19 protein-coding genes are annotated in these 21,610 nt (G+C 58.9%); 14 read left to right on the top strand and 5 right to left on the bottom strand.

All coding sequences use genetic code 11. From position 1 onward, the window contains the following. Complete coding sequence (locus ACIOZM_RS06725) at positions 1 to 2,226, bottom strand: TonB-dependent receptor (protein ID WP_401211052.1); 2,226 nt, start codon at positions 2,224 to 2,226, stop codon at positions 1 to 3. 206 nt (positions 2,227 to 2,432) lie between these two features. Between ACIOZM_RS06725 and ACIOZM_RS06720 the strand changes: the two genes are divergently transcribed. Continuing rightward, positions 2,433 to 3,473: a LacI family DNA-binding transcriptional regulator gene (locus ACIOZM_RS06720; RefSeq protein WP_401211010.1), complete on the top strand. Its 1,041-nt coding sequence runs from the start codon at positions 2,433 to 2,435 to the stop codon at positions 3,471 to 3,473. Between the two features lie 100 nt (positions 3,474 to 3,573). Here the strand turns inward: ACIOZM_RS06720 and ACIOZM_RS06715 are convergent, their stop codons facing one another. Then, complete coding sequence (locus ACIOZM_RS06715) at positions 3,574 to 4,038, bottom strand: type II toxin-antitoxin system HicB family antitoxin (protein WP_401211007.1); 465 nt, start codon at positions 4,036 to 4,038, stop codon at positions 3,574 to 3,576. Beyond that, on the bottom strand, positions 4,035 to 4,217 hold the full coding sequence (locus ACIOZM_RS06710; protein WP_046045491.1) for a type II toxin-antitoxin system HicA family toxin: 183 nt from the start codon (positions 4,215 to 4,217) through the stop codon (positions 4,035 to 4,037). Before ACIOZM_RS06710 ends, ACIOZM_RS06715 begins: the two co-directional genes overlap by 4 nt. Before the next feature lie 305 nt (positions 4,218 to 4,522). On the opposite strand from ACIOZM_RS06710, the gene ACIOZM_RS06705 reads away from it, so the two are divergent. Continuing rightward, positions 4,523 to 4,783 (top strand): hypothetical protein, encoded by a 261-nt coding sequence (locus tag ACIOZM_RS06705; RefSeq protein ID WP_401211004.1) that lies wholly within the window; start codon positions 4,523 to 4,525, stop codon positions 4,781 to 4,783. Between the two features lie 24 nt (positions 4,784 to 4,807). Here ACIOZM_RS06705 and betT read toward each other — a convergent pair whose 3' ends face one another. Together betT and epsC are read right to left on the bottom strand one after the other, a co-directional pair. Then, the gene (betT, locus tag ACIOZM_RS06700) at positions 4,808 to 6,769 is read right to left on the bottom strand and encodes a choline transporter BetT (RefSeq protein ID WP_401211049.1); all 1,962 of its coding nucleotides are present in this window, start codon (positions 6,767 to 6,769) and stop codon (positions 4,808 to 4,810) included. Between the two features lie 401 nt (positions 6,770 to 7,170). Then, positions 7,171 to 8,097, bottom strand: a complete 927-nt coding sequence (gene epsC / locus ACIOZM_RS06695) for a serine O-acetyltransferase EpsC (protein ID WP_401211001.1) — start codon at positions 8,095 to 8,097, stop codon at positions 7,171 to 7,173. Between the two features lie 190 nt (positions 8,098 to 8,287). Here epsC and ACIOZM_RS06690 point away from each other — a divergent pair, with 190 nt between their 5' ends. The 12 genes from ACIOZM_RS06690 (at position 8,288) to ACIOZM_RS06635 (ending at position 20,755) form a co-directional block, all read left to right on the top strand. After that, complete coding sequence (locus ACIOZM_RS06690) at positions 8,288 to 9,286, top strand: D-cysteine desulfhydrase (RefSeq protein WP_401210998.1); 999 nt, start codon at positions 8,288 to 8,290, stop codon at positions 9,284 to 9,286. Between the two features lie 348 nt (positions 9,287 to 9,634). Next, positions 9,635 to 10,435, top strand: a complete 801-nt coding sequence (tcyJ, locus tag ACIOZM_RS06685; RefSeq protein WP_401210996.1) for a cystine ABC transporter substrate-binding protein — start codon at positions 9,635 to 9,637, stop codon at positions 10,433 to 10,435. Next, positions 10,435 to 11,100: a cystine ABC transporter permease gene (gene tcyL / locus ACIOZM_RS06680; RefSeq protein WP_401210993.1), complete on the top strand. Its 666-nt coding sequence runs from the start codon at positions 10,435 to 10,437 to the stop codon at positions 11,098 to 11,100. Before tcyJ ends, tcyL begins: the two co-directional genes overlap by 1 nt. Positions 11,101 to 11,104: 4 nt before the next feature. After that, positions 11,105 to 11,854, top strand: coding sequence for an L-cystine ABC transporter ATP-binding protein TcyN (tcyN, locus tag ACIOZM_RS06675; protein WP_401210990.1), 750 nt, complete (start codon positions 11,105 to 11,107; stop codon positions 11,852 to 11,854). Between the two features lie 474 nt (positions 11,855 to 12,328). Next, complete coding sequence (locus ACIOZM_RS06670) at positions 12,329 to 13,093, top strand: hypothetical protein (RefSeq protein ID WP_401210988.1); 765 nt, start codon at positions 12,329 to 12,331, stop codon at positions 13,091 to 13,093. Positions 13,094 to 13,463: 370 nt separating this feature from the next. Next, positions 13,464 to 14,705: an SfnB family sulfur acquisition oxidoreductase gene (locus tag ACIOZM_RS06665; protein ID WP_401210986.1), complete on the top strand. Its 1,242-nt coding sequence runs from the start codon at positions 13,464 to 13,466 to the stop codon at positions 14,703 to 14,705. Positions 14,706 to 14,743: 38 nt separating this feature from the next. Beyond that, on the top strand, positions 14,744 to 15,937 hold the full coding sequence (locus ACIOZM_RS06660) for an SfnB family sulfur acquisition oxidoreductase (protein WP_401210983.1): 1,194 nt from the start codon (positions 14,744 to 14,746) through the stop codon (positions 15,935 to 15,937). Further along, a complete protein-coding gene (locus tag ACIOZM_RS06655) occupies positions 15,937 to 17,295 on the top strand; it encodes an LLM class flavin-dependent oxidoreductase (RefSeq protein WP_401210981.1) in 1,359 nt (452 codons plus the stop codon). Before ACIOZM_RS06660 ends, ACIOZM_RS06655 begins: the two co-directional genes overlap by 1 nt. Positions 17,296 to 17,420: 125 nt before the next feature. Beyond that, positions 17,421 to 18,230: a MetQ/NlpA family ABC transporter substrate-binding protein gene (locus ACIOZM_RS06650; protein WP_401210978.1), complete on the top strand. Its 810-nt coding sequence runs from the start codon at positions 17,421 to 17,423 to the stop codon at positions 18,228 to 18,230. A gap of 2 nt (positions 18,231 to 18,232) precedes the next feature. Then, positions 18,233 to 19,354, top strand: a complete 1,122-nt coding sequence (locus tag ACIOZM_RS06645; RefSeq protein ID WP_401210976.1) for a methionine ABC transporter ATP-binding protein — start codon at positions 18,233 to 18,235, stop codon at positions 19,352 to 19,354. Next, entirely contained in the window at positions 19,344 to 19,988 is a 645-nt protein-coding gene (locus tag ACIOZM_RS06640) for a methionine ABC transporter permease (RefSeq protein ID WP_401210973.1), read from the top strand. The genes ACIOZM_RS06645 and ACIOZM_RS06640 overlap by 11 nt, the downstream gene beginning before the upstream one ends. A gap of 137 nt (positions 19,989 to 20,125) precedes the next feature. Beyond that, positions 20,126 to 20,755 carry a class I SAM-dependent methyltransferase gene (locus tag ACIOZM_RS06635; RefSeq protein WP_401210970.1) on the top strand — a complete coding sequence of 210 codons (630 nt, stop codon included), beginning with the start codon at positions 20,126 to 20,128 and terminating at the stop codon, positions 20,753 to 20,755. The last annotated feature ends 855 nt before the right edge of the window (positions 20,756 to 21,610 follow it).

Raw genomic sequence — 21,610 nt, 5'->3', positions numbered from 1 at the left:
TCAGAAATCCTTGCGCAATTGCACGCCGAAGTAGCGTTCGTCATCCCGTGGCACAGCGCGATAGATATAGTTGCCGCCGCTGGCGAGCAGGGGTGAGTAAGACTTGTCGGCGAGATTCTTGCCGAGCAATGCGACGCGCCAGCCGTTGCTGTAATCGGCGAGCGCCACGCTGGCATTCCAGATCCCGTAGGCGCCCTGCTTGGTGTCGGCGTTCTGGCTGATGTCGTACTGCACTTCGCTTTGCCAGCTATAGTCGGTACCGAGTTCGATATCCAGGCCGTTATCCAGCGGGATCGTATAGTCGGCACGCACGTAGCTTTTCCAGTCCGGACTGAACGGCAGCGGTTTGCCATTGACGTTGCACGACGCCGCCGCGCCCGCCGGGCAAGCGAACTCAACGATGCGTGCGCGGGTGTAGGCCAGCGCTCCGGAGAACTTCAATTGCTGGGTGGCCTGCAAGGCATAGTCGAGTTCGACGCCTTCAGTGCTGACGCTGCCGGCGTTGATCAGACGCGTCACCACTTGCCCGGCGACGGTGTCGAAGAAGTTGGCCTGATAGTTGTCGTAGTCGCTGTGGAAAATCGCCAGGTTGGTGGTCAGGCGATTATTCCAGCTCGTCGCTTTGATACCGGCCTCCCAAGTGTTGGACGTCTCGGGTTTGAGTGCTTCGGTGTCGCGCGGCTGCATATTGAAAAACACGTTGTAGGCCGGGCCTTTGTAGCCGCGTGAGTAGGTCAGATAAGTGGTGACCGCATCGCTCAGGTCGTATTGCACACCGAGGCGGCCGGACCAGCCATCCTCGTCCACTGAACCGGAACTGCTGGTGGCTGGCTGAATGCCGCTGACCGTGGTCGCCGAAGTGGAGACGCGGCGGTGATCGTATTCCAGATCATCGTGGGTGTAGCGCAGCCCGGCGATGCCGCGAAAGTCCGAAGTGAAGTTCAGCGTGCTCTCGCCAAACGCTGCGTAGCTGTCGCTGGTGGTGCTGTAATTGGCGATACCGCGGTCGGTGCGCGCGGTGGTCGTCAGCGTGCGCTGATAAGTCTCGTCGTCCTTGCCATGCATATAGAACAGGCCGCCGACATATTCGAGGAACTCGCCTTTCGGTGAGGCCAGACGCAGCTCCTGGGAGTATTGATCGAAGGCCAGATCGCCCTTGTCCGCTGTGCCGGGAAACGCCGCTGTTACTGTGCCGAGACGGTCGCCATCCTGATATTGGGTGTTGTCCCAGCCGCGCCATGCGGTGATCGAAGTCAGGGTGTAATCGCCGAGTTGCCAGTCGAGTTGGCCGGACAGGCCCTTGTTGGTGTCTTCGACGTGGGTACGAGTATCGGTGTTGATATCGCGATTGTGGCTGGTCGCGCTGACCGGGCTCAGCGCGTTGGCGAAGGCCGGGGTCAGGGATTTGCTGACCACGCCGTTGGGGGCGTCGTCGTGGGACTGCATGTAGTCGGCGATCAGCGTGAAAGTAACGTCATCGTTCGGCGTGAATTCCAGTTTGCCGCGCACGCCGCGATGGTTGTAACCGTTGACCTCCTGGCCATTGTGTTGGTTATCGACGTTACCGTCGTAGCTGCCGAACAGCGTGCTGATCGAGCCCTTCAAGGTGTCCGGAATCAGACTGCCGCCAATGCCGAAACGGCTGCGGCTTTCGTTGCCGCTGTAGTACGACTGATCGATGTAGCCGTGGGTCTCGGCAGTCGGCGCCTTACTGGTGATATTGAGCACGCCGGCCGAGGCGTTCTTGCCGAACAACGTGCCCTGCGGGCCGCGCAAGACTTCGACGCGCTCCAGATCGAGCAGATCAAGTGTGGACTGGCCGGGCCGCGCATACACCACGCCGTCGATCACCGTGGCCACGGTCGGTTCGACGCCGGGAGAGGTGGAAATAGTACCGACGCCACGCACGAACAACGAGGTGTCCTTGTTCGATGCCCCGGTACGAAAGTTCAGCGACGGCACCTGCTGGACGATGCTCGCCACGCCGTTGCGATTATCTCTTTCCAGCTGTTCGCCATCGATCACCGAGACCGCGACCGGAACCTTTTGCAGCGACTCTTCGCGACGGGTGGCGGTCACCGTGACGGATTTGAGGGTCGGCTCTTGATCCGTGCTGTCAGCCGCAAAAGCATCGGCCAGCGGCAACGCCGCCAGCCCGGTAAACAGCCAGCCCGCAGCGCGAATCGATTGCGCCAGTTTGTGTGTCGCCCCAGGAATGTTGTGCATGGTGTGCCCGCTCGAAAATGCCCCTGAACCGCTGCCGTTCTGCGACGACAGCGCCTGTATCGGTGTCTTGGGCATTCGCTCGAGCGAGTAGCAGACAAAGCGCTTTGTTAGCGCTAACATCGCCAGTATCGGCAAGCTCTGCATAGAGCGTCCAATACTGAAAAATTACTTTTATATGCGATTTGGTTTTGACAAAGGATTGAGCCTTGAACGATCAAAAGCCGCGCAAACGCCGTGGAGCCGGACGTGTGACGCTAAATGCGGTGGCGCGCCAGGCCGGTGTGTCAGCGATCACCGTCTCGCGTTATTTCAATCAGCCGGAACAGGTTTCGCCTGAGCGCCGCGAGCGCATTGCTGCGATCGTTGCCGAGTTGGGTTACGTGCCGAATCTGGTGGCCGGCGGCCTGGCCTCGGCGCGAGGGAAAATCGTCGGCATGGTGATCCCGAACATCTCCGGGCCAATCTTCGCCAACACCATTCAAGGCTTCAGTGACACCCTCAGCCGTCACGGTTATCAACTGCTACTGGCATCGAGTTATTTCAGTACCGAGCAGGAAGAAAACGCCGTGCGGGCGTTTCTCGGCTGGTCGCCGGCAGCGCTGGTGCTGACCAGTCACTTTCACAGCGCGGGAACCGAAAAGATGATCGCCGAGGCGGATATTCCGGTGATTGAAACCTGGGATTACCAGCCGGAACGCGAGCCGATGCAGATCGGGTTTTCCCACGTTGAAGTCGGCGTCAGCGCCGCGCGATATCTGCACGGCAAAGGTTATCGGCGCATCGCCTTCGTGCAGAACAGCGCACCGGGCGACCTCAGTGCGCTGGAGCGGCGCGATGGTTATGCCGCGACGATGCTTGAGTCGGGATTGACGCCTTGGGTGTTTGCCCCGGATGCCGACCGTGCGCCATTCGAGGCGGGCAAGCAGGCTATGGAAGCGCTGATGAACGCCTCGCCACGCCCCGACGCGATCATCTTCGCCAACGATAACCTCGCCGCTGGCGGCCTGCTCGCCGGCCAACGCGCCGGCCTGAAAATCCCCGAAGACTGCGCCGTCCTCGGCTTCGGCGATTACCCTTTCGCCGAGATGCTTCTGCCGAGTCTGAGCACGATCAAACCACCGGCGCTGGAGATCGGCGTACTCGCGGCTATCCGAGTGCTGGAAAGTCTCGGGGTGTTGCCAGTCGAAGATGATGTGCAACGGCTGAATCTGTTGCAGTGCACAGTCATCGAACGTGAAAGCACCTGATCCACAAATCACTGTAGAACCTGCCGCAGGCTGCGAGCTTTTGAGCTGGTTTCTGAAAAACAAAGCCAAAATTCGCAGCCTGCTCCTACACAAGCTTTCTTTATGCTGACAATTCGCGCAGCGCAGCAGCCGCCAGAAACCCGGAGCGGGAACGGTAGCGCTGATCACGTCGGACAGTCTGATCAATACGCTCCAGCAGTTGCTCCGGCAGTGTGGCGTTGAAGCGCACCGACTTGCCGAAATAGGGAGTGATATCAAAGTCCACCACACCCCAGATTCCGCCTGCGTAATCCGGGTTGTCGAGATGGGCATCGATCTCCTGAACTCGAGGCAACGGTGCGCCATCTGCAACCAGCCCTTCATAGTGCAAGGCCAGCGCTTCCTGAGTGTTTTCAAAAGCTTCGGCTACCGTAGCGCCTGCGGAGAAGCAGCCCGGTACATCCGGGACGATCACTCCGTAGTCTGAGTCGGCATCCTTGTGCAGAACGACCGGGAATTTCATGTAAGTGAATCCTTCCTCTGACATGTCCATTAAAGGACTTTCGTTTCCAATATCGGGCTTCATTTCAAACCCGCCTGTTTCAAAATACTGTTGATCGTCCCCTTGGGAAGATCAGAATCCGGATGCTTGATCGTCACCCTCCCTGGCTTGCACGGATGTTTGTATTGGTGGTGACTGCCCTTCACCGCAACCAGATACCAACCATCCTCCTCGATCATCCTGATCATTTCTCGACTGCGCATTTCCTATGCCCTTTTCGACAACGACGATCGCGCACTTTAGGGCCAAAATATGCATCGTGATACACACCATACACACTCAGATAAATATTAGTCGATCAAAGAAAACACGCCTGCGCTGAGGACCAACGGCGGGATGAATTGACTATGCTCAAGGAAACACCGGGCTGGCCCTATCGCGGGCAAGCCCGCCCCCACAGGGATTGCCGTCGTTCACAGTTCTTGTATTCACACAAAAACCTGTGGGAGCGGGCTTGCCCGCGAAGGCGTCAGACCCGTCGACAGATATCCAGCAGGCAGAACCCATCATGCACACCGCAATCATCATCTTCTTCGGCCTGGTCCTGCTCGCCCTGATGCTCTACATCGGCGAACGCATCGGCTTCAGCCGGCAGACCATGGCCTACAGCTTCGCCGCGCTGTGGCTGGCGTTGACGGTGATTAATGGCGCGGTCGGCGTGGTGCACGCCGGTCAGCCGTTGGGCTCGGAATTGGTGGTCGGCAGCGCGGTGTTTGGTGTGCCGATGGCAGCGATGGTGTTGTTCATGGTGCTGAGCGCCGAGTCGTAAAACGTCCCGACGCTCAGCTCCCGATCAACGCACCAGATGCAGGAACTGCATGTGGCGTTCGTACTGGTCGAGGATGTCGTTGATGATCTGCTCTTTGGTATAGCCGACCAGATCGTAATCCTGACTGCCTTCGCTCAGGTGCACTTCGGCACGATAGTAGCGGCGATTGTTGAGCTGCTTCGAGCCCATGCCTCCGCGCGCAAATGACGGCGTGAAGTAGCCGCGCATCTGCACCTGATAAACGAACGGATGCTGCTCGCCGTGGCCAATTTCCAGGCTGACGCTGTCGTTCACCGGGTCCGGCTGCGCGACCACATTCAGGCCTTTCTCGACGAACACCGCCGTCACTTCTTCAATCGCCGGACGCACCGTGGTGTCCATGAAACGGTACACCTCGTCCCGCGACGGGAAGTGCACGGCCTGACTCAGACGCTGACGCCAGCCGCCCGTGCCACGTCGCGAACCCGAAACCGGTGCCAGCGAATGCAGTTGCGCGATCTGTTTCTGCGACTCCAGATAGAACGCCTTGTGCAGGCCCCACATCATCAGCAGCAGGATCAGCGAGAACGGCAACGAGGTCAGCACCACCGCTGACTTCAGCGCATCGATGCTGCCAGAGAACAGCAGCGCACTGGTGATCAGTGCGGTCATCGCACCCCAGAACACCCGCAGCCACTTCGGGCCGTCTTCATCCGGGTTACCACCCTTGGCCGACAGCGTCGAAAGCACCACCGTGCCGGAGTCGGCCGAAGTGACGAAGAACACGAAGCTGATAAACACCGTCACGGCGATGACGGTCTTGCTCCATGGATAGGTTTCCAGCAGCAGATAAATACTCATCGACGGATTGTCGAGGGCTGACATGCCCAGTGCCGACATGCCGTGGTTGAGCACTTGATCGATGGCGCTGTTGCCGAAAATCGACATCCACGCCAGGGTGAAACCGAGCGGAATCAACAGCACGCCGAAGACGAATTCACGGATGGTCCGGCCACGGGAAATCCGTGCGATGAACAGCCCCACAAACGGCGACCATGCAATCCACCAGGCCCAATAGAACACCGTCCAGCCGCCAAGCCAGTCGCTTGGCTTGTCGTAGGCGTACAGGTCGAAACTCTTCATCGGCAATGCGCCGAGGTAGTCGCCAATGTTCTGGATCAGGGTATTGAGCAGGTGTTGCGTAGGCCCGGCGAACAACACGAACAGCAGCAGCGCACAGGCCAGCAGCATGTTGATGTCGGACATCACCCGCACGCCCTTATCGACACCGGAGACCGCAACGATGATCGCCGCGCCCATCATCAGCGTGATCAGGCCGACCTGAATCCACTGGGTGTGAGCGATGCCGAACAGGTAGTCGAGACCGGAGTTGAGGTGCAATACGCCGAAGCCCATGTCGGCACCGAGACCGAACACCGTGGCGATGATGCCGAAGCCGTCCACCGCGTAGCCGATCGGGCCGTTGATGCGTTTGCCGATCAACGGATACAGCGCCGAACGCAACGCCAGCGGCAGGTTATGCCGGTAAGCGAAATAGGCCAGCGCCATGCCGACGAAGGCGAACACGCCCCAGCCGTGCAGGCCCCAATGCAGAAACAGAATCTGCATCGCCTGACGCGCCGCATCCGCGGTGCCGGCCTCGCCTTGCGGCGGCTGCAGCATGTGGGTCAGCGGCTCGGAGACGCAGAAGAAAAACAGCGTAATGCTGATCCCGGCGGCGAACAGCATGCCGGCCCAGGACAGATAACTGAATTCGGGTTCGTCGTGGTCGGCACCGAGCTTTATCTTGCCGTAGCCCGATAACGCGGTGACCACCACGAAGACCAGATACAGGGTCATCGCGAGCATGTAGTACCAGCCGACCGTGTTGGCCGCCCAGTTTTGCGCTTCCAGAAGCCAGGCACCGGCCTGTTCCGGCATGGCAATGACGACGATACCGAACAGCAGAATGACCGTCGCGGCAAAGTAGAACACCGGCGGATTCATGCGTACCAGACCGCTGGCGGGGGTGGACGATGCACTCATGAAAGGTGCACCTCAAGGGGTTGGAAAATGGCTGAAATGATCGGACTCAGCAAAGGCAAGCCTCCTGTTGTGAGCGGGCAGCGAACCACCGGTTTAACTTGAATGAACGTTCAAGTTAAACATGGATAGGGCGCTAAGGACTAATCGCACGGCCAAGCGGTAGTTTTCCTACGCTAGCTCAAGGAGGGGTATGACGCTGGTTTTGGCAGATTCGTTCAATGGTGAATTGGCTGAATGCCATTATCTCGATTCGACTTGAAAACCATTCGCGAGCAAGCTCGCTCCCACAATGGAACGCATTCCAAATGTGGGAGCGAGCCTGCTCGCGAAGAGGCCAGATGCAGCAACACAGATTTAAAGGGTTACTTCTGCGTCCCGTCATCATGCTGCAAGTTGGCCTGGGTCAGATTGCTCCCCGCCGGCACGCTGCGCGTCAGCCACACATTGCCGCCGATGGTCGAACCCTGGCCGATGGTGATCCGCCCGAGAATGGTCGCCCCGGCATAAATCACCACGTCATCTTCGACAATCGGATGTCGTGGATGGCCCTTCTGCAACTGCCCGTCTTCATCCGCCGGGAAGCGCTTGGCGCCTAACGTCACAGCCTGATAAATCCGCACCCGCTCGCCGATGATCGCTGTCTCGCCGATCACCACACCTGTCCCGTGATCAATGAAGAAGCTACGACCGATCTGCGCCCCCGGGTGAATATCGATACCGGTAGCCGAGTGCGCAATTTCCGCGCTGATCCGCGCCAGCAGCGGCAATCCGGCACGGTACAAATGGTGCGCCAGACGATGGTGAATCACCGCCAGAATCCCCGGATAGCACAGCAGCACTTCATCGACACTGCGTGCCGCCGGATCGCCGTGATAGGCCGCCAATACATCGGTGTCGAGCAGACTGCGCAGCCCCGGCAACGCCAGTGCGAAATCCTGAATGATGCGGATCGCCCGCGCTTCGACTTCGGTATCAGCCTGCTCGGTATGCCGGGCGACATAACGCAGTTCAAGACGCGCCTGCGCCAACAAGGCATTCAGCGAGGTGTCGAGGGTGTGGCCGACGTAGAAATCCTCACTCTCTTCACGCAAATCCACCGGGCCCAATCGCATCGGGAACAGCGCGCCGCACAAGGCTTCGAGAATCTCCGCCATCGCAGCTCGCGACGGTAACTCGCGGCCTCCCTGCTCGCCGCTGGCCCGGCCATTTTGTGCGCGCCACTGATCCCGCGCACTGCGTAGCTGGCTGACGATGGTCTGCAATTGCCAATGGCTGGAACGCTCGCTCACGGTAAAGACTCCTCACGGGCGGCCGGACTGTCTGGCCGCGTCAACGGCGCCTACTTTACGGCATGGCCGTGAAGGCGAATTAAGAACCGATAGTGCTGGCCTCAGTTCATTTGGCTATAAGCGATTGACGGTTGCCCCGATAAATCGGCGTGCCTATAGTCCTGAGATCTTCCTCCGCCAGTACGGACTCATGATCAAACAACAGCTGGAACGCTTTAACCGTCTCGAACTGCTCGGCCAACCCACGCCTCTGGAAAAACTCGAACGCCTGTCCACCTGGCTCGGTCGCGAGGTGTACATCAAGCGCGATGACCTGACGCCGCTGGCCATGGGCGGCAACAAGCTGCGCAAACTCGAATACCTCGCCGCCGATGCGTTGGCGCAAGGTGCCGACACGCTGATCACTGCCGGTGCGCTGCAATCGAACCACGTCCGCCAGACCGCCGCGCTGGCAGCGAAACTGGGCCTCGGCTGCGTCGCCCTGCTGGAAAATCCGCTGGGCACCGACGACAGTGATTACACCGGCAACGGCAATCGCCTGCTGCTGGATCTGTTCGATACCAAGGTCGAACTGGTGGAAAACCTCGATAACGCCGACGAGCAACTGGCCGCCCTCGCCGTGCGCCTGCGCAACAACGGCAAGAAACCGTATCTGGTGCCAATCGGTGGTTCGAACGCACTCGGTGCTCTGGGTTACGTGCGTGCCGGGCTGGAACTCTCCGAGCAGATCAAGGACACCGGCCTGACATTTTCCGCCGTGGTGCTGGCCTCGGGCAGTGCCGGTACCCACAGCGGTCTGGCGCTGGCCCTGAGCGAAGCCTTGCCGCAATTGCCGGTGATCGGCGTGACCGTATCGCGCAGCGAAGAGGATCAGCGTCCGAAAGTCCAGGGCCTCGCCGAACGTACTGCCGATCTGCTGGGCGTGAAGTTGCCGTCTGGGTTCAAGGTCGAGTTGTGGGACGAGTATTTCGGCCCGCGTTATGGCGAACCAAATGCCGGGACGCTGGCGGCGGTGAAACTGCTGGCGAGTCAGGAAGGTCTGCTGCTTGATCCGGTTTATACCGGCAAGGCCATGGCCGGGATGCTCGACGGGATTGGCCGTGGGCGGTTTGACGAGGGGCCGATCATCTTCTTGCATACCGGCGGGGCGCCGGCGTTGTTTGCCTATAAAGACTCACTGTCGAGCTGATCCTTGAGATAGCAGAAACCCTTGTGGCGAGGGGATTCATCCCCGTTGGGTCGCGGAGCGGCCCCCAGCGTTCTTCAATGCAGGTGTAGTCGCATGGTTTTGCGACTGCTGCGCAGCCGGACGGGGATAAATCCCCTCACCACAATAGAAACGCGACATATTCCAATAAAGAATATCAATTTAAATATTAAGTATTTTCAAGTCTAACGAAGACATCATATAGTCTCGCCGCAGGCGAATTTCGCGAGAGACGCATAAGCTGCTTTAGGGCACGATGACGCAGTCATTAGAATCGCGATTTCGCCAACTTCCTTAAGCGTCTTCCATAAGAAAACACAGGGGCTTGTCATGAATTTTTCCGCACTACGTCGCAATCTGCTGGTAGGTTCGCTGGGCCTGGCGCTGAGCGCCGGCCTGATCAGCCAGGCAGTCGCCGGTGAGCAGCTGCAACAGATCAAGGACAAAGGCGTTATCAACGTCGGCCTGGAAGGCACTTATCCACCGTTCAGCTTCGTTGATGCCGACGGTAAATTGTCCGGTTTCGAAGTCGAGCTGTCCGAAGCCCTGGCGCAAAAACTCGGTGTCAAAGCCAAGGTTCAGCCGACCAAGTGGGACGGTATCCTCGCCGCGCTGGAATCCAAGCGTCTGGACATCGTGGTCAACCAGGTGACCATCTCCGACGAGCGCAAGAAGAAGTATGACTTCTCCGAACCGTACACCGTCTCCGGGATTCAGGCGCTGGTGCTGAAGAGCAAAGAAGCCGCGCTGAACATCAAGACCGCCGCTGACCTGTCCGGCAAGAAAGTCGGTGTAGGCCTGGGTACCAACTACGAACAATGGGTCCGCGCAAACGTGCTGGGCGCTGACGTGCGTACCTACGACGATGATCCGACCAAGTTCGCCGACCTGAACAACGGCCGTACCGACGCCATCCTGATCGACCGTCTGGCCGCGCTTGAATACGCCAAGAAAGCCCCGAAAACCGTAGCCGCCGGCGAAGCCTTCTCGCGTCAGGAATCCGGTATCGCCGTGCGCAAAGGCGAGCCTGAACTGCTGGCAGCCCTGAACAAAGCCCTCGACGAACTGCGTGCTGACGGCACTCTTGAAAAGCTGTCGAAGAAATACTTCAACGCAGACGTCACTAAATAATGGAAGAAGCTTTCCAACTCGCACTGGACTCCGCGCCCTTTCTGCTCAAGGGCGCGTACTTCACGGTAGTCCTCAGCCTCGGCGGCATGTTCTTCGGCTTGGTGCTGGGCTTTGGCCTGGCATTGATGCGCCTGTCGCGCTTCAAATCGGTGAGCTGGCTGGCCCGCATCTACGTGTCGTTCTTTCGCGGCACGCCGTTGCTGGTGCAACTGTTCGTGATCTATTACGGCTTGCCGCAATTGGGTGTCGAACTTGATCCGCTACCAGCGGCACTGATCGGCTTCTCGCTGAACATGGCTGCCTACGCCTGTGAAATTCTCCGCGCCGCGATCAGCTCGATCGAACGCGGTCAGTGGGAAGCCGCTGCGAGCATCGGCATGACCCGTGCGCAGACTTTGCGTCGGGCCATCCTGCCGCAAGCCATGCGCACGGCTTTGCCGCCGCTGGGCAACAGCTTCATTTCGCTGGTCAAGGACACTGCGCTGGCTGCCACCATTCAGGTGCCGGAACTGTTCCGTCAGGCGCAGCTAATTACCGCCCGGACTTTCGAAGTCTTCACCATGTATCTTGCCGCCGCGCTGATCTACTGGATTCTGGCCACGGTGCTTTCGCACTTCCAGAACAAGTTGGAAGAGCGGGTCAATCGGCATGACCAGGAGTCCTGACCCCATGATTGTCGTGGAAAAACTGACCAAGCAATTCAAGAATCAGGTCGTGCTCAACGGCATCGATCTTGAGGTCAAGGAAGGTGAGGTGGTCGCGATCATCGGCCCCAGCGGTTCGGGCAAGACGACCTTCCTGCGCTGCCTGAACTTCCTCGAACAACCCACCAGCGGCCGGATCAAGGTCGGCGATATCGAGATCGATACCAGCCGCCCGTTGAACCAGCAGCAGAGTCTGGTGCGTAACCTGCGCCAGCACGTGGGCTTCGTGTTCCAGAACTTCAACCTGTTCCCTCACCGCACCGCACTGGAAAACGTCATCGAAGGGCCGATCGTGGTCAAGAAGATGCCGCGCGAGCAAGCCATTGCTCTGGGCAAGAAGCTGCTGACCAAGGTTGGTCTAACGGGCAAGGAAGATGCTTATCCGCGTCGTCTTTCCGGTGGTCAGCAACAGCGCGTGGCGATAGCCCGGGCACTGGCGATGGAGCCGGAAGTGATCCTGTTCGATGAGCCGACTTCGGCGCTCGATCCGGAACTGGTCGGTGAAGTGCTGGCGACCATTCGCGGTCTCGCCGAAGAGAAACGCACCATGGTGATCGTCACTCACGAAATGGGTTTTGCCCGTGACGTGGCCAACCGTGTGGTGTTTTTCGATAAGGGTGTGATCGTCGAGCAAGGTGAAGCCAAGGCATTGTTTGCCAATCCGAAAGAAGAGCGTACGAAACAGTTTCTCAGCAAGTTTTTGAATCACGCCTGAAAACTTTCACTGCAACACCCGTTAACTTCCACGGATGGAAGTTACACCTTCTTCGCCTTACAACTTCCCCTTTCAACATAATCAAACCATTCGTGTCCAATGCGGTACATATATATGTTCTGCAACAGATAGAATCCGCCCAAAAAAAACCGCCACCTACAACAGTGGCATTCGATAACCCAAGTATTTTAAAGGTCGAAAACCCTCGAGATACGTAGTTCCAATCGGCAGCCGGCCTAAGCCTAATGCCTAACAAGCGTAGGAAATTTCTGATTGATCCGTAATTCAAGGATTAACTAACCCGCTCTATTGACTCCCCTTCCCGCACACTCTTATCTAGTCGCCAACCGGCGTCCATTCCAATAAACAGACCTGTATTAAACCCGAACAAAAGTTTGCGAGTTTATTGCCTGACAATTCACGCCTTTTTTTTCAGAAACGGACTTCGCTGCGACGCTTCAAGGAGAGAAACCGATGACCCACACTTCGCATACCCCCGAACTGGCAGCGCCGAGCCTGGCGCCAGCGCAAAAAAACGGCATCAACCTCGCGGCCGCCGCGCATCTGCTGATCGACGTCATGCCCTACCCCGACATGGACGTCGGCGACGTGATCGAACTGTTCTGGAACAGCTGCTACGTCGCTTCTCGCGTGCTGAGCGCCGAAGACGTTTCGACATCGATCAGCCTGCGGGTGCCAGAGAGCTTCATCGCCAGCGGCGCTGCGCAGATCCACTACCGTGTCATGCAAATCGGCCAAGAGCCGGCGTTGTCGGCCACAACTGCGGTGCAGGTCAAACTCGATTGCCCCGGTGGCCAGCCATCCACTTTGAGCAGTGACGAAAACCAGCAACTGGCGCCAGTGACGCTGCCCGACACGATCCGCCGCCAGGGCGTGAACCCGAACCAGATCAAGCGCGGTGTTCCGCTGACCATCGAGCCCTATGTGAACATGGCCGAGGACGACGAAATCACCTTGCGCTGGGGCGATGTGCGCATGGATCTGCCACGCATTACGGCAGCGGATATCGGACAGACGATTCAGGTCTGGGTGCCCTCGGCGATCATCGTCGAGGGCGGTGAGGATCTGCGGCTGGACGTGACTTATTGCATCCTCGACCGGGTCGGCAACAACTCGCGCTGGGCACCTGCTCGGACAGTGAAAATCGGCTGTGGCAATCCTTATCTGAAAGTGCCGTTGCGACCACAACTGAAAGCCGCCGAAACCCTCAAGAACTGAACATTCCCCTGTGGCAAGGGAGCTTCTGTGGTGAGGGGATTTATCCCCGTTGGGTTGCGAAGCGACCCCGGAAACGGGACTGCTGCGCAGTCCAACGGGGATAAATCCCCTCACCACAGGTTCGCGTTCACACACCAGACAAGTTCTTAACCAACCAGACCATCACCCCTTCTATACATATTCCTAAAAGTTAGTTTATTTAATATTTATACGCGCTTAGGGTATATGCACCGGACCACCGGACATTCTTGTTTTCGTTCGCCGCACTGATTGCGGCGTTTTTCATGAGATGTGAGGTAGGTATGGTCCGGAACACAATCACCCCAGTGCAGATCGCCAGGGCATTGCGTGCAGCCAAGGAGCGGCACTGATGTCCAGTCTGGCAGACGCAAACGTTCAGAGTGATCTGGACATCGCCCCGCTGTTGTTGCCCGCGCAGGTTTTGCGCAACGACGCGCAAGCCATCAAGGCTGCTCACGATCTGGCGCAAGTCGCCCGTGTACAGGCCGCCAAACGTGACCGCCAGCGCAAACTACCGTGGTCGGAAATCGAACAGTTCACCCGTAGCGGTCTGGGCAGCATTGCCATCCCGCGCGAATACGGTGGCCCGCAGGTTTCCTTCGTTACTTTGGCCGAGGTGTTCGCGATCATTTCCGCCGCCGATCCGGCGCTTGGGCAGATCCCGCAGAACCAGTTCGGCATCATCAATCTGGTGCTCGGCAGCGCCACCGAGGAACAGAAAAAACAGCTGTTCCAGAGCGTGCTCGAAGGCTGGCGCATCGGTAATGCCGGGCCTGAACGCGGCACCAAAAACACCCTCGAACTGAAAGCGCGAATCACCGCTGACGGCGATGACTACGTGATCAACGGCCAGAAGTTTTATTCGACCGGCGCGCTGTTTGCGCACTGGGTCGCGGTGAAGGCACTCAACGATGACGGCAAGCAAGTGCTGGCCTTCGTCCGCCGTGGCACCCCGGGACTGCGCATCGTTGATGACTGGTCGGGCTTCGGCCAGCGCACCACCGCCAGCGGCACGATTTTGCTGAACAACGTGCGCGTCGAATCAAGCCTTGTCGTCGACAACTGGAAGATCAACGAAAGCCCCAACACCCAAGGCGCAGTGTCGCAGCTGATTCAGGCGGCCATCGACGCCGGCATCGCCCGTGGCGCCATCGACGACGCCATCCACTTCGTCAAAACCCGCGCCCGCCCGTGGATCGACGCCAAGGTCGAGCGCGCCAGCGATGACCTGTACGTGATCGCCGATATCGGCAAACTGAAAATCGAACTGCACGCCGCTGAAGCGCTGCTGCGCAAGGCCGGGCAAGTGCTCGATCAAGTGCATGCCGCACCGCTGACCGCCGAATCGGCCGCCCGCGCCTCGATTGCCGTGGCCGAAGCCAAAGTGCTGACCACCGAAATCTCTTTGCTCGCCAGCGAAAAGCTTTTCGAGCTGGCCGGCAGCCGCGCCACCCTCGCCGAATTCAACCTCGACCGCCACTGGCGCAACGCCCGGGTGCACACCCTGCACGACCCGGTGCGCTGGAAATATCACGCGGTTGGCGCCTATCGCCTGAACGGTACTTTGCCGGCTCGCCATTCCTGGATTTGACAACCAGAACACTTTTGACCAGATCTCTGGAGAAACACATGACAATTTCTCAACACGTCGCGGTCATCACCAGCGACGAACAAGCCCTGATCGTCGCCAGCGACCTGGCCGAAGATTTCAAACGTGACAGCGCCGTACGCGACCGTGAGCGCCGCTTGCCACTGCCGGAGCTGGACGTGTTTTCCCGCTCGGGCCTGTGGGGCATCAGCGTGCCCAAGGAATACGGCGGCGCCGGCGTGTCCAACGTGACCCTGGCCAAAGTCATCGCGCTGATCGCTCAGGCGGATGGCTCCCTCGGGCAGATTCCACAGAATCATTTTTATGCGCTCGAAGTGCTGCGAGTGAACGGCAGCCATGCGCAGAAACAACGGCTGTACGCCGAGGTCCTCGCCGGTCAGCGCTTCGGCAATGCGCTGGCGGAACTGGGTACCAAAACCGCTCACGACCGTGTCACCAGCCTCAAGCGCGATGGCGATGGCTATCGCATCAACGGTCGCAAGTTCTACGCGACCGGGGCGATCTACGCCCAGCGCATCCCGACCTCGGTGGTCGATGAAAACGGCGTGCAGCAACTGGCCTTCGTCCCGCGTGACAGCAAAGGTCTGACCGTGATCGACGACTGGAGCGGCTTCGGCCAGCGCACCACCGGCAGCGGTTCCGTAGTGTTCGAAGACGTCTACGTCGCGGCTGAAGATGTGCTGCCATTCCAAAGCGCGTTCGAGCGTCCAACCACCGTCGGCCCGCTCGCGCAGATTCTGCACGCCGCCATCGACACCGGCATCGCCCGCGCAGCTTACGAAGATGCCCTGCACTTTGTACGCAGCAAAACTCGCCCGTGGATCGACTCCGGCAATGACAAGGCCACTGAAGATCCGTTGACCCTGAAGAGCTTCGGCCACTTGAGTATTCGTCTGCACGCCACCGAAGCCTTGCTCGAACGCGCCGGGGAATTCCTCGACGTCGCGCAAGCCGAACCGAATGCCGAGACCGTTGCGGCGGCCTCGATTGCCGTCGCCGAAGTACGGGCGATCAGCACCGAAATTTCCCTGGCCGCCGGCAGCACTTTGTTCGAACTGGCCGGCAGTCAGGCCACCCTGATTGAACACGGCCTCGACCGCCACTGGCGCAACGCTCGCGTGCACACCCTGCACGACCCGGTGCGCTGGAAGTATCACGCGGTGGGCAATTATTACCTCAACGATGAAAACCCTCCGCTGCGGGGGACCATCTAATGGCCGCTGCGAAAAAGAAGATTCTGCTCAACGCGTTCAACATGAACTGCATCGGCCACATCAACCATGGACTGTGGACGCATCCGCGTGACACCTCGACGCGCTTCAACACGATTGAATACTGGACCGAACTGGCGCAATTGCTGGAGCGCGGGCTGTTTGACGGTTTGTTCATCGCCGACATCGTCGGCGTGTACGACGTCTATCAGGACTCGGTGGATGTGCCGCTGAAAGAGGCGATCCAGCTCCCGGTCAACGATCCGTTGCTGCTGGTTTCGGCGATGGCTGCGGTGACCAAAAACCTCGGCTTCGGCCTGACCGCCAACCTCACTTATGAGCCGCCGTATCTGTTCGCCCGACGCATGTCGACGCTCGATCATCTGAGTCGCGGCCGGGTCGGCTGGAACATCGTCACCGGTTATCTGGACAGCGCCGCGAAAGCCATGGGCATGCGTGAACAGGTCGAACACGACCGTCGCTACGATCAGGCCGACGAGTACCTGGAGGTGCTCTACAAACTCTGGGAAGGCAGTTGGGAAAACGGCGCGGTGCTCAACGATCCGCAGCGGCGGATCTACGCCCAGCCGGAAAAAGTGCACAAGGTCGAGCACAAGGGTGAGTTCTATCAGGTCGAGGGATATCACCTCTGCGAGCCTTCGCCGCAGCGCACGCCGGTGCTGTTTCAGGCCGGCAGTTCGGATCGCGGTTTGCTGTTCGCCGGACGTCACGCCGAGTGCGTGTTCATCAGCGGTCAGAACAAACCGTCGACCAAGGTGCAAGTGGATAAAGTGCGCGCCAGCGCGGTCGAGGCGGGTCGCAACCCCGAGGACATCAAGGTGTTCATGGGCCTCAACGTGATCGTCGGGGAAACCGAAGAAGCGGCGTGGGCCAAGCATGCCGAGTACCTGAGTTACGCCAGCGCCGAGGCCGGCGTGGCGCATTTTTCGGCATCCACCGGCATCGATTTTTCCCAGTATGAAATCGACGAACCGATCCAGTACGTGAAGAGCAACGCGATCCAGTCGGCGACGAAGAATCTGCAAAACAACGACTGGACCCGCCGCAAATTGCTGGAACAACACGCCCTCGGCGGGCGTTACATCACCGTGGTTGGCTCAGCCGAACAAGTGGCGGATGAACTGGAGTCGTGGATCGCTGAAACCGGCCTCGATGGCTTCAACCTGACTCGCATTGTTACCCCGGAAAGCTATGTGGATTTCATCGAACTGGTGATTCCGGAGCTGCAACGGCGTGGCTCGTACAAGACCGAGTACGACAACGGCAGCCTGCGCGAGAAGCTGTTTCACGGTGAAGCGCATCTGCCCGAGCAACACACCGGCGCCACTTACCGCCACTAAAAAGCATCGCTGGCAAGCCAGCTCCCACAGGTTTTGTGAGCACCATATATCCCTGTGGGAGCTGGCTTGCCAGCGATGAGGCCTGAACAGATACCACAAAATTCATGCACTGACTGGAACCCACCATGACCAAGAAACGCCTGTCCCTCCCAGTCAAAGCACTGGCCCTGGCCCTCGGCCTCTTCAGTTCGGCAGCCTTCGCCGCCGACGCCCCGCTGAAAATCGGCACCACCGCCGCCTTCGCCATTCCGCTGGAAGCCGCTGTCGAAGAAGCCTCCAAACAAGGCCTGAAAGTCGAGCTGGTGGAGTTCACCGACTGGATCGCACCCAACGTCAGCCTCGCTGCCGGCGATATCGACGTGAACTACTTCCAGCACATCCCGTTCCTCGAAAACGCCAAGGCTGCCGCCGGTTTTGATCTGGTGCCATTCGCTCCGGGGATCATCAACAACGTCGGCCTCTACTCGAAGAAATACAAAAGCTTCGACGAATTGCCTGAAGGCGCCAGCGTCGCCATCGCCAATGACCCGATCAACAGCGGTCGCGGCCTGCAACTGTTGGCCAAGGCCGGGCTGATCACCCTGAAACCGGGTGTCGGCTACAAGGCCACCGAAGAAGACATCATCGCCAACCCGAAGAAGATCAAAATCCTCCAGGTCGAAGCGGTGCAACTGGTGCGTGCCTATGACGATGCTGATCTGGTGCAGGGCTACCCGGCCTACATTCGTCTGGCGAAGACTTTCGATGCCGGTTCGGCACTGCTGTTCGACGGCCTCGACCACAAGGAATACGTGATCCAGTTCGTGATCCAGCCGAAAAGCAAAACCGATCCACGCCTGATCAAATTCGTCGACATCTACCAGCATTCCCCGGCCGTTCGCGCGGCTCTGGATAAGGCCCACGGCAAGCTGTACCAGGCCGGATGGGAAAGCTGAGCATGACGGCCGCGATCCAACGGCGACTGGATATTCCAGAGCCAAAGAATGCTGAACAAACCGAGCTGCACCCAGAGTTGAACCGCGCCCACGTGCGCTTCATTGGCTTGGGTAAAACCTACGAGGGCCGGCAAGGGCCGGTCGCCGCATTGCAAGGCATCGACCTGGCGATTCAGCGCGGGGAAGTGTTCGGCATCATCGGCCGCAGCGGCGCCGGCAAGTCGTCGCTGATCCGCACCATCAACCGCCTCGAACAACCCACCTCGGGCCGGGTGCTGATCGATCAAGTGGATATCGGTCAGTTCGATGAAGATCGCCTCGTGGCACTGCGCCGACGGATCGGCATGATCTTCCAGCACTTCAATCTGATGTCGGCCAAGACCGTGTGGCAGAACGTCGAGTTGCCACTGAAAGTTGCCGGCGTACCCAAGCAACAACGCGAACAAAAGGTTCGAGAACTGCTGGAACTGGTCGGTCTGCAAGACAAGCACAAGGCTTACCCGGCGCAGCTTTCCGGCGGGCAGAAACAGCGCGTCGGCATCGCCCGGGCGCTGGTGCATGACCCGGATATTCTGCTGTGCGACGAAGCCACTTCGGCCCTCGATCCAGAGACCACCCAGTCGATCCTCGGCCTGCTGCGCGAGATCAATAAACGCCTGGGCCTGACCATCGTGCTGATCACTCACGAAATGGCGGTGATCCGCGAAATCTGCGACCGCGTGGTGGTGTTGGAACACGGTCGCGTGGTCGAGCAAGGCCCGGTCTGGGAAGTGTTCGGCAACCCGCAACATGAAGTCAGCCAGACCTTGCTCGCGCCGCTACAACACGCGTTGCCGGAAGAGCTGAAAAGCCGTTTGCAGGTGCAATCGCCTTCGTTGGATGCGGCTGTGGTGTTGCGTTTGCAGTTCACCGGCAGTGCCAGTGATGAACCCGATCTGGCTGCACTGTTCGCGGCGCTGGGCGGTCGGGTGAAGTTGTTGCAAGGCGGCGTCGAACGGATTCAGGGCCATGCATTGGGGCAATTGCTGCTGGCGGTGAGCGGTTCGTCTTTCGCCGCCGAAGAATTGCGTCAGCGCGCCGCGCAGTGGGCGCAACGAGTGGAGGTATTGGGCTATGTGGTTTGATCGCTTGCTGCAGGGGTTTATCGACACGTTTTTGATGGTCGGCGTGTCGTCGCTGATCGCGTTGCTGGTGGGAATCCCGATGGCGGTGATTCTGGTCACCAGCGATAAGGGCGGGATCTATGAAGCGCCGGTGCTGAATCGCGCCCTGGGTGCATTCGTGAACCTGTTTCGTTCGATCCCGTTCCTGATTCTGATGGTGGCGCTGATCCCGTTTACACGGCTGATCGTTGGCACTACTTATGGCGTGTGGGCTGCGGTGGTTCCGCTGACGATTGCGGCCACGCCGTTTTTTGCGCGAATTGCCGAAGTCAGTCTGCGTGAGGTCGATCACGGCTTGGTCGAAGCCGCGCAAGCGATGGGTTGCCGACGCTGGCACATCGTCTGGCATGTGCTGCTGCCAGAAGCGCTGCCGGGGATTGTCGGCGGGTTCACCATCACCCTGGTGACGATGATTAATTCGTCGGCGATGGCCGGGGCGATTGGTGCCGGTGGATTGGGCGATATCGCTTACCGCTACGGGTATCAGCGTTTTGACAGCCAGATCATGTTGACGGTGATTGTGTTGCTGGTGGCGCTGGTCGCGGTGATTCAGCTGGGCGGGGATCGTCTGGCGCGAGGATTGAACAAGCGCTGAAGCAAAATCTCATCTACTCGGCAATTGCTATCGCTAGCAGGCTAGCTCCCACAGCTGGAATGCGTTTCCCTGTGGGAGCTAGCCTGCTAGCGATAGCGTATATTCGCCGAACCTCTATCTCCCGCGCAGCCCCGACCATGAAACAGACCCCGACCGATCTGGAACAGATCACCGCCACCACCCTCGGCCACTACAACTCGGTGGCCGAAGACTTCCGTGAAGGCACCCGCGATCACGATGTCAGCCAGAACATCGACGCGTTGTTGCGGCACATTCAAGGTGCAGCACCGTTCACTGTCCTCGATTTCGGCTGCGGGCCGGGGCGCGATTTGCAGACGTTCACCCGTATGGGCCACGTCGCAGTCGGGCTCGATGGTTCGCAGGAGTTTGCGCGGATGGCGCGTGAGGACAGCGGTTGCGAAGTCTTGCAGCAGGATTTTCTGAAGCTTGATCTTCCGGCTGAACGCTTCGACGGGATCTTTGCCAACGCGGTGTTGTTTCATGTGCCGTTGCAGGAACTGCCGCGAGTGCTCAAGCAGCTTCATGGCACGCTGAAACCCGGTGGCGTGTTATTCAGCTCGAATCCGCGTGGGGATAACCGTGAGGGCTGGAATGGGCCGCGTTATGGCTCGTATCACGACCTTGAGGCGTGGCGCGGGTTGCTGACGGCGGCGGGGTTTGTCGAGCTTGAGCATTACTTCCGGCCGGCGGGTTTGCCGCGGGAGCAGCAGCCCTGGTTGGCCAGCGTCTGGCGTAAATCTGTGTAGCCTGTGAGGACGCCATCGCTAGCAGGCTAGCTCCCACAGTAGGAGTTCATCTCGCCCCTGTGGAACCCAGCCTGTCACTGCTTAAACACATCTCCCTGTGGAAACCAGCCTGTCACTGCTGAAACATCTCTCCCTGTGGAGCCCAGCCTGTCACTGCTGAAACACATCTCCCTGTAGAAATCAGCCTGTCACTGCTGAAACACATCTCCCTGTGGAAATCAGCCTGTCACTGCTGAAACACATCTCCCTGTGGAACCCAGCCTGTCACTGCTGAAATACATCTCCCTGTGGAACCCAGCCTGTCACTGCTGAAACATCTCTCCCTGTGGAGCCCAGCCTGTCACTGCTGAAACACATCTCCCTGTGGAAATCAGCCTGTCACTGCTTAAACATGCCTCCCTCTGGAAACCAGCCTGTCACTGCTGAAACACATCTCCCTGTGGAACCCAGTCTTGCACTGCTGAAACATATCTCCCTGTGGAACCCAGCCTGTCACTGCTTAAACATCTCTCCCTGTGGAAACCAGCCTGTCACTGCTGAAACACATCTCCCTGTGGAAACCAGCCTGTCACTGCTGAAACATCTCTCCCTGTGGAAACCAGCCTGTCACTGCTGAAACACATCTCCCTGTGGAAACCAGCCTGTCACTGCTGAAACACATCTCCCTGTGGAAACCAGCCTGTCACTGCTGAAACACATCTCCCTGTGGAAACCAGCCTGTCACTGCTGAAACACATCTCCCTGTGGGACCCAGTCTTGCACTGCTGAAACACATCTCCCTGTGGGACCCAGTCTTGCACTGCTGAAACACATCTCCCTGTGGGACCCAGTCTTGCACTGCTGAAACACATCTCC

It is taken from the genome of Pseudomonas sp. NPDC087346 (genome assembly GCF_044744235.1).
In the GTDB taxonomy this organism is placed as follows: domain Bacteria; phylum Pseudomonadota; class Gammaproteobacteria; order Pseudomonadales; family Pseudomonadaceae; genus Aquipseudomonas.
The sequence above is the reverse complement of the archived record's forward strand: the minus strand, read 5'-3'. Positions and strand labels throughout refer to the sequence as shown.

Bases quoted from the DNA above. Each gene is read 5' to 3' on its own strand.
- ACIOZM_RS06655 (WP_401210981.1), top strand. From the start codon at position 15,937: ATGGCCGCTGCGAAAAAGAAGATTCTGCTCAACGCGTTCAACATGAAC.
- ACIOZM_RS06665 (WP_401210986.1), top strand. From the start codon at position 13,464: ATGTCCAGTCTGGCAGACGCAAACGTTCAGAGTGATCTGGACATCGCC.
- betT (WP_401211049.1), bottom strand. From the start codon at position 6,769: ATGAATCCGCCGGTGTTCTACTTTGCCGCGACGGTCATTCTGCTGTTC.
- ACIOZM_RS06660 (WP_401210983.1), top strand. From the start codon at position 14,744: ATGACAATTTCTCAACACGTCGCGGTCATCACCAGCGACGAACAAGCC.
- ACIOZM_RS06670 (WP_401210988.1), top strand. From the start codon at position 12,329: ATGACCCACACTTCGCATACCCCCGAACTGGCAGCGCCGAGCCTGGCG.
- ACIOZM_RS06650 (WP_401210978.1), top strand. From the start codon at position 17,421: ATGACCAAGAAACGCCTGTCCCTCCCAGTCAAAGCACTGGCCCTGGCC.
- ACIOZM_RS06710 (WP_046045491.1), bottom strand. From the start codon at position 4,217: ATGCGCAGTCGAGAAATGATCAGGATGATCGAGGAGGATGGTTGGTAT.
- ACIOZM_RS06635 (WP_401210970.1), top strand. From the start codon at position 20,126: ATGAAACAGACCCCGACCGATCTGGAACAGATCACCGCCACCACCCTC.
- tcyL (WP_401210993.1), top strand. From the start codon at position 10,435: ATGGAAGAAGCTTTCCAACTCGCACTGGACTCCGCGCCCTTTCTGCTC.
- ACIOZM_RS06690 (WP_401210998.1), top strand. From the start codon at position 8,288: ATGATCAAACAACAGCTGGAACGCTTTAACCGTCTCGAACTGCTCGGC.
- ACIOZM_RS06705 (WP_401211004.1), top strand. From the start codon at position 4,523: ATGCACACCGCAATCATCATCTTCTTCGGCCTGGTCCTGCTCGCCCTG.
- ACIOZM_RS06645 (WP_401210976.1), top strand. From the start codon at position 18,233: ATGACGGCCGCGATCCAACGGCGACTGGATATTCCAGAGCCAAAGAAT.
- tcyN (WP_401210990.1), top strand. From the start codon at position 11,105: ATGATTGTCGTGGAAAAACTGACCAAGCAATTCAAGAATCAGGTCGTG.
- tcyJ (WP_401210996.1), top strand. From the start codon at position 9,635: ATGAATTTTTCCGCACTACGTCGCAATCTGCTGGTAGGTTCGCTGGGC.
- ACIOZM_RS06725 (WP_401211052.1), bottom strand. From the start codon at position 2,226: ATGCACAACATTCCTGGGGCGACACACAAACTGGCGCAATCGATTCGC.
- ACIOZM_RS06640 (WP_401210973.1), top strand. From the start codon at position 19,344: ATGTGGTTTGATCGCTTGCTGCAGGGGTTTATCGACACGTTTTTGATG.
- ACIOZM_RS06715 (WP_401211007.1), bottom strand. From the start codon at position 4,038: ATGAAGCCCGATATTGGAAACGAAAGTCCTTTAATGGACATGTCAGAG.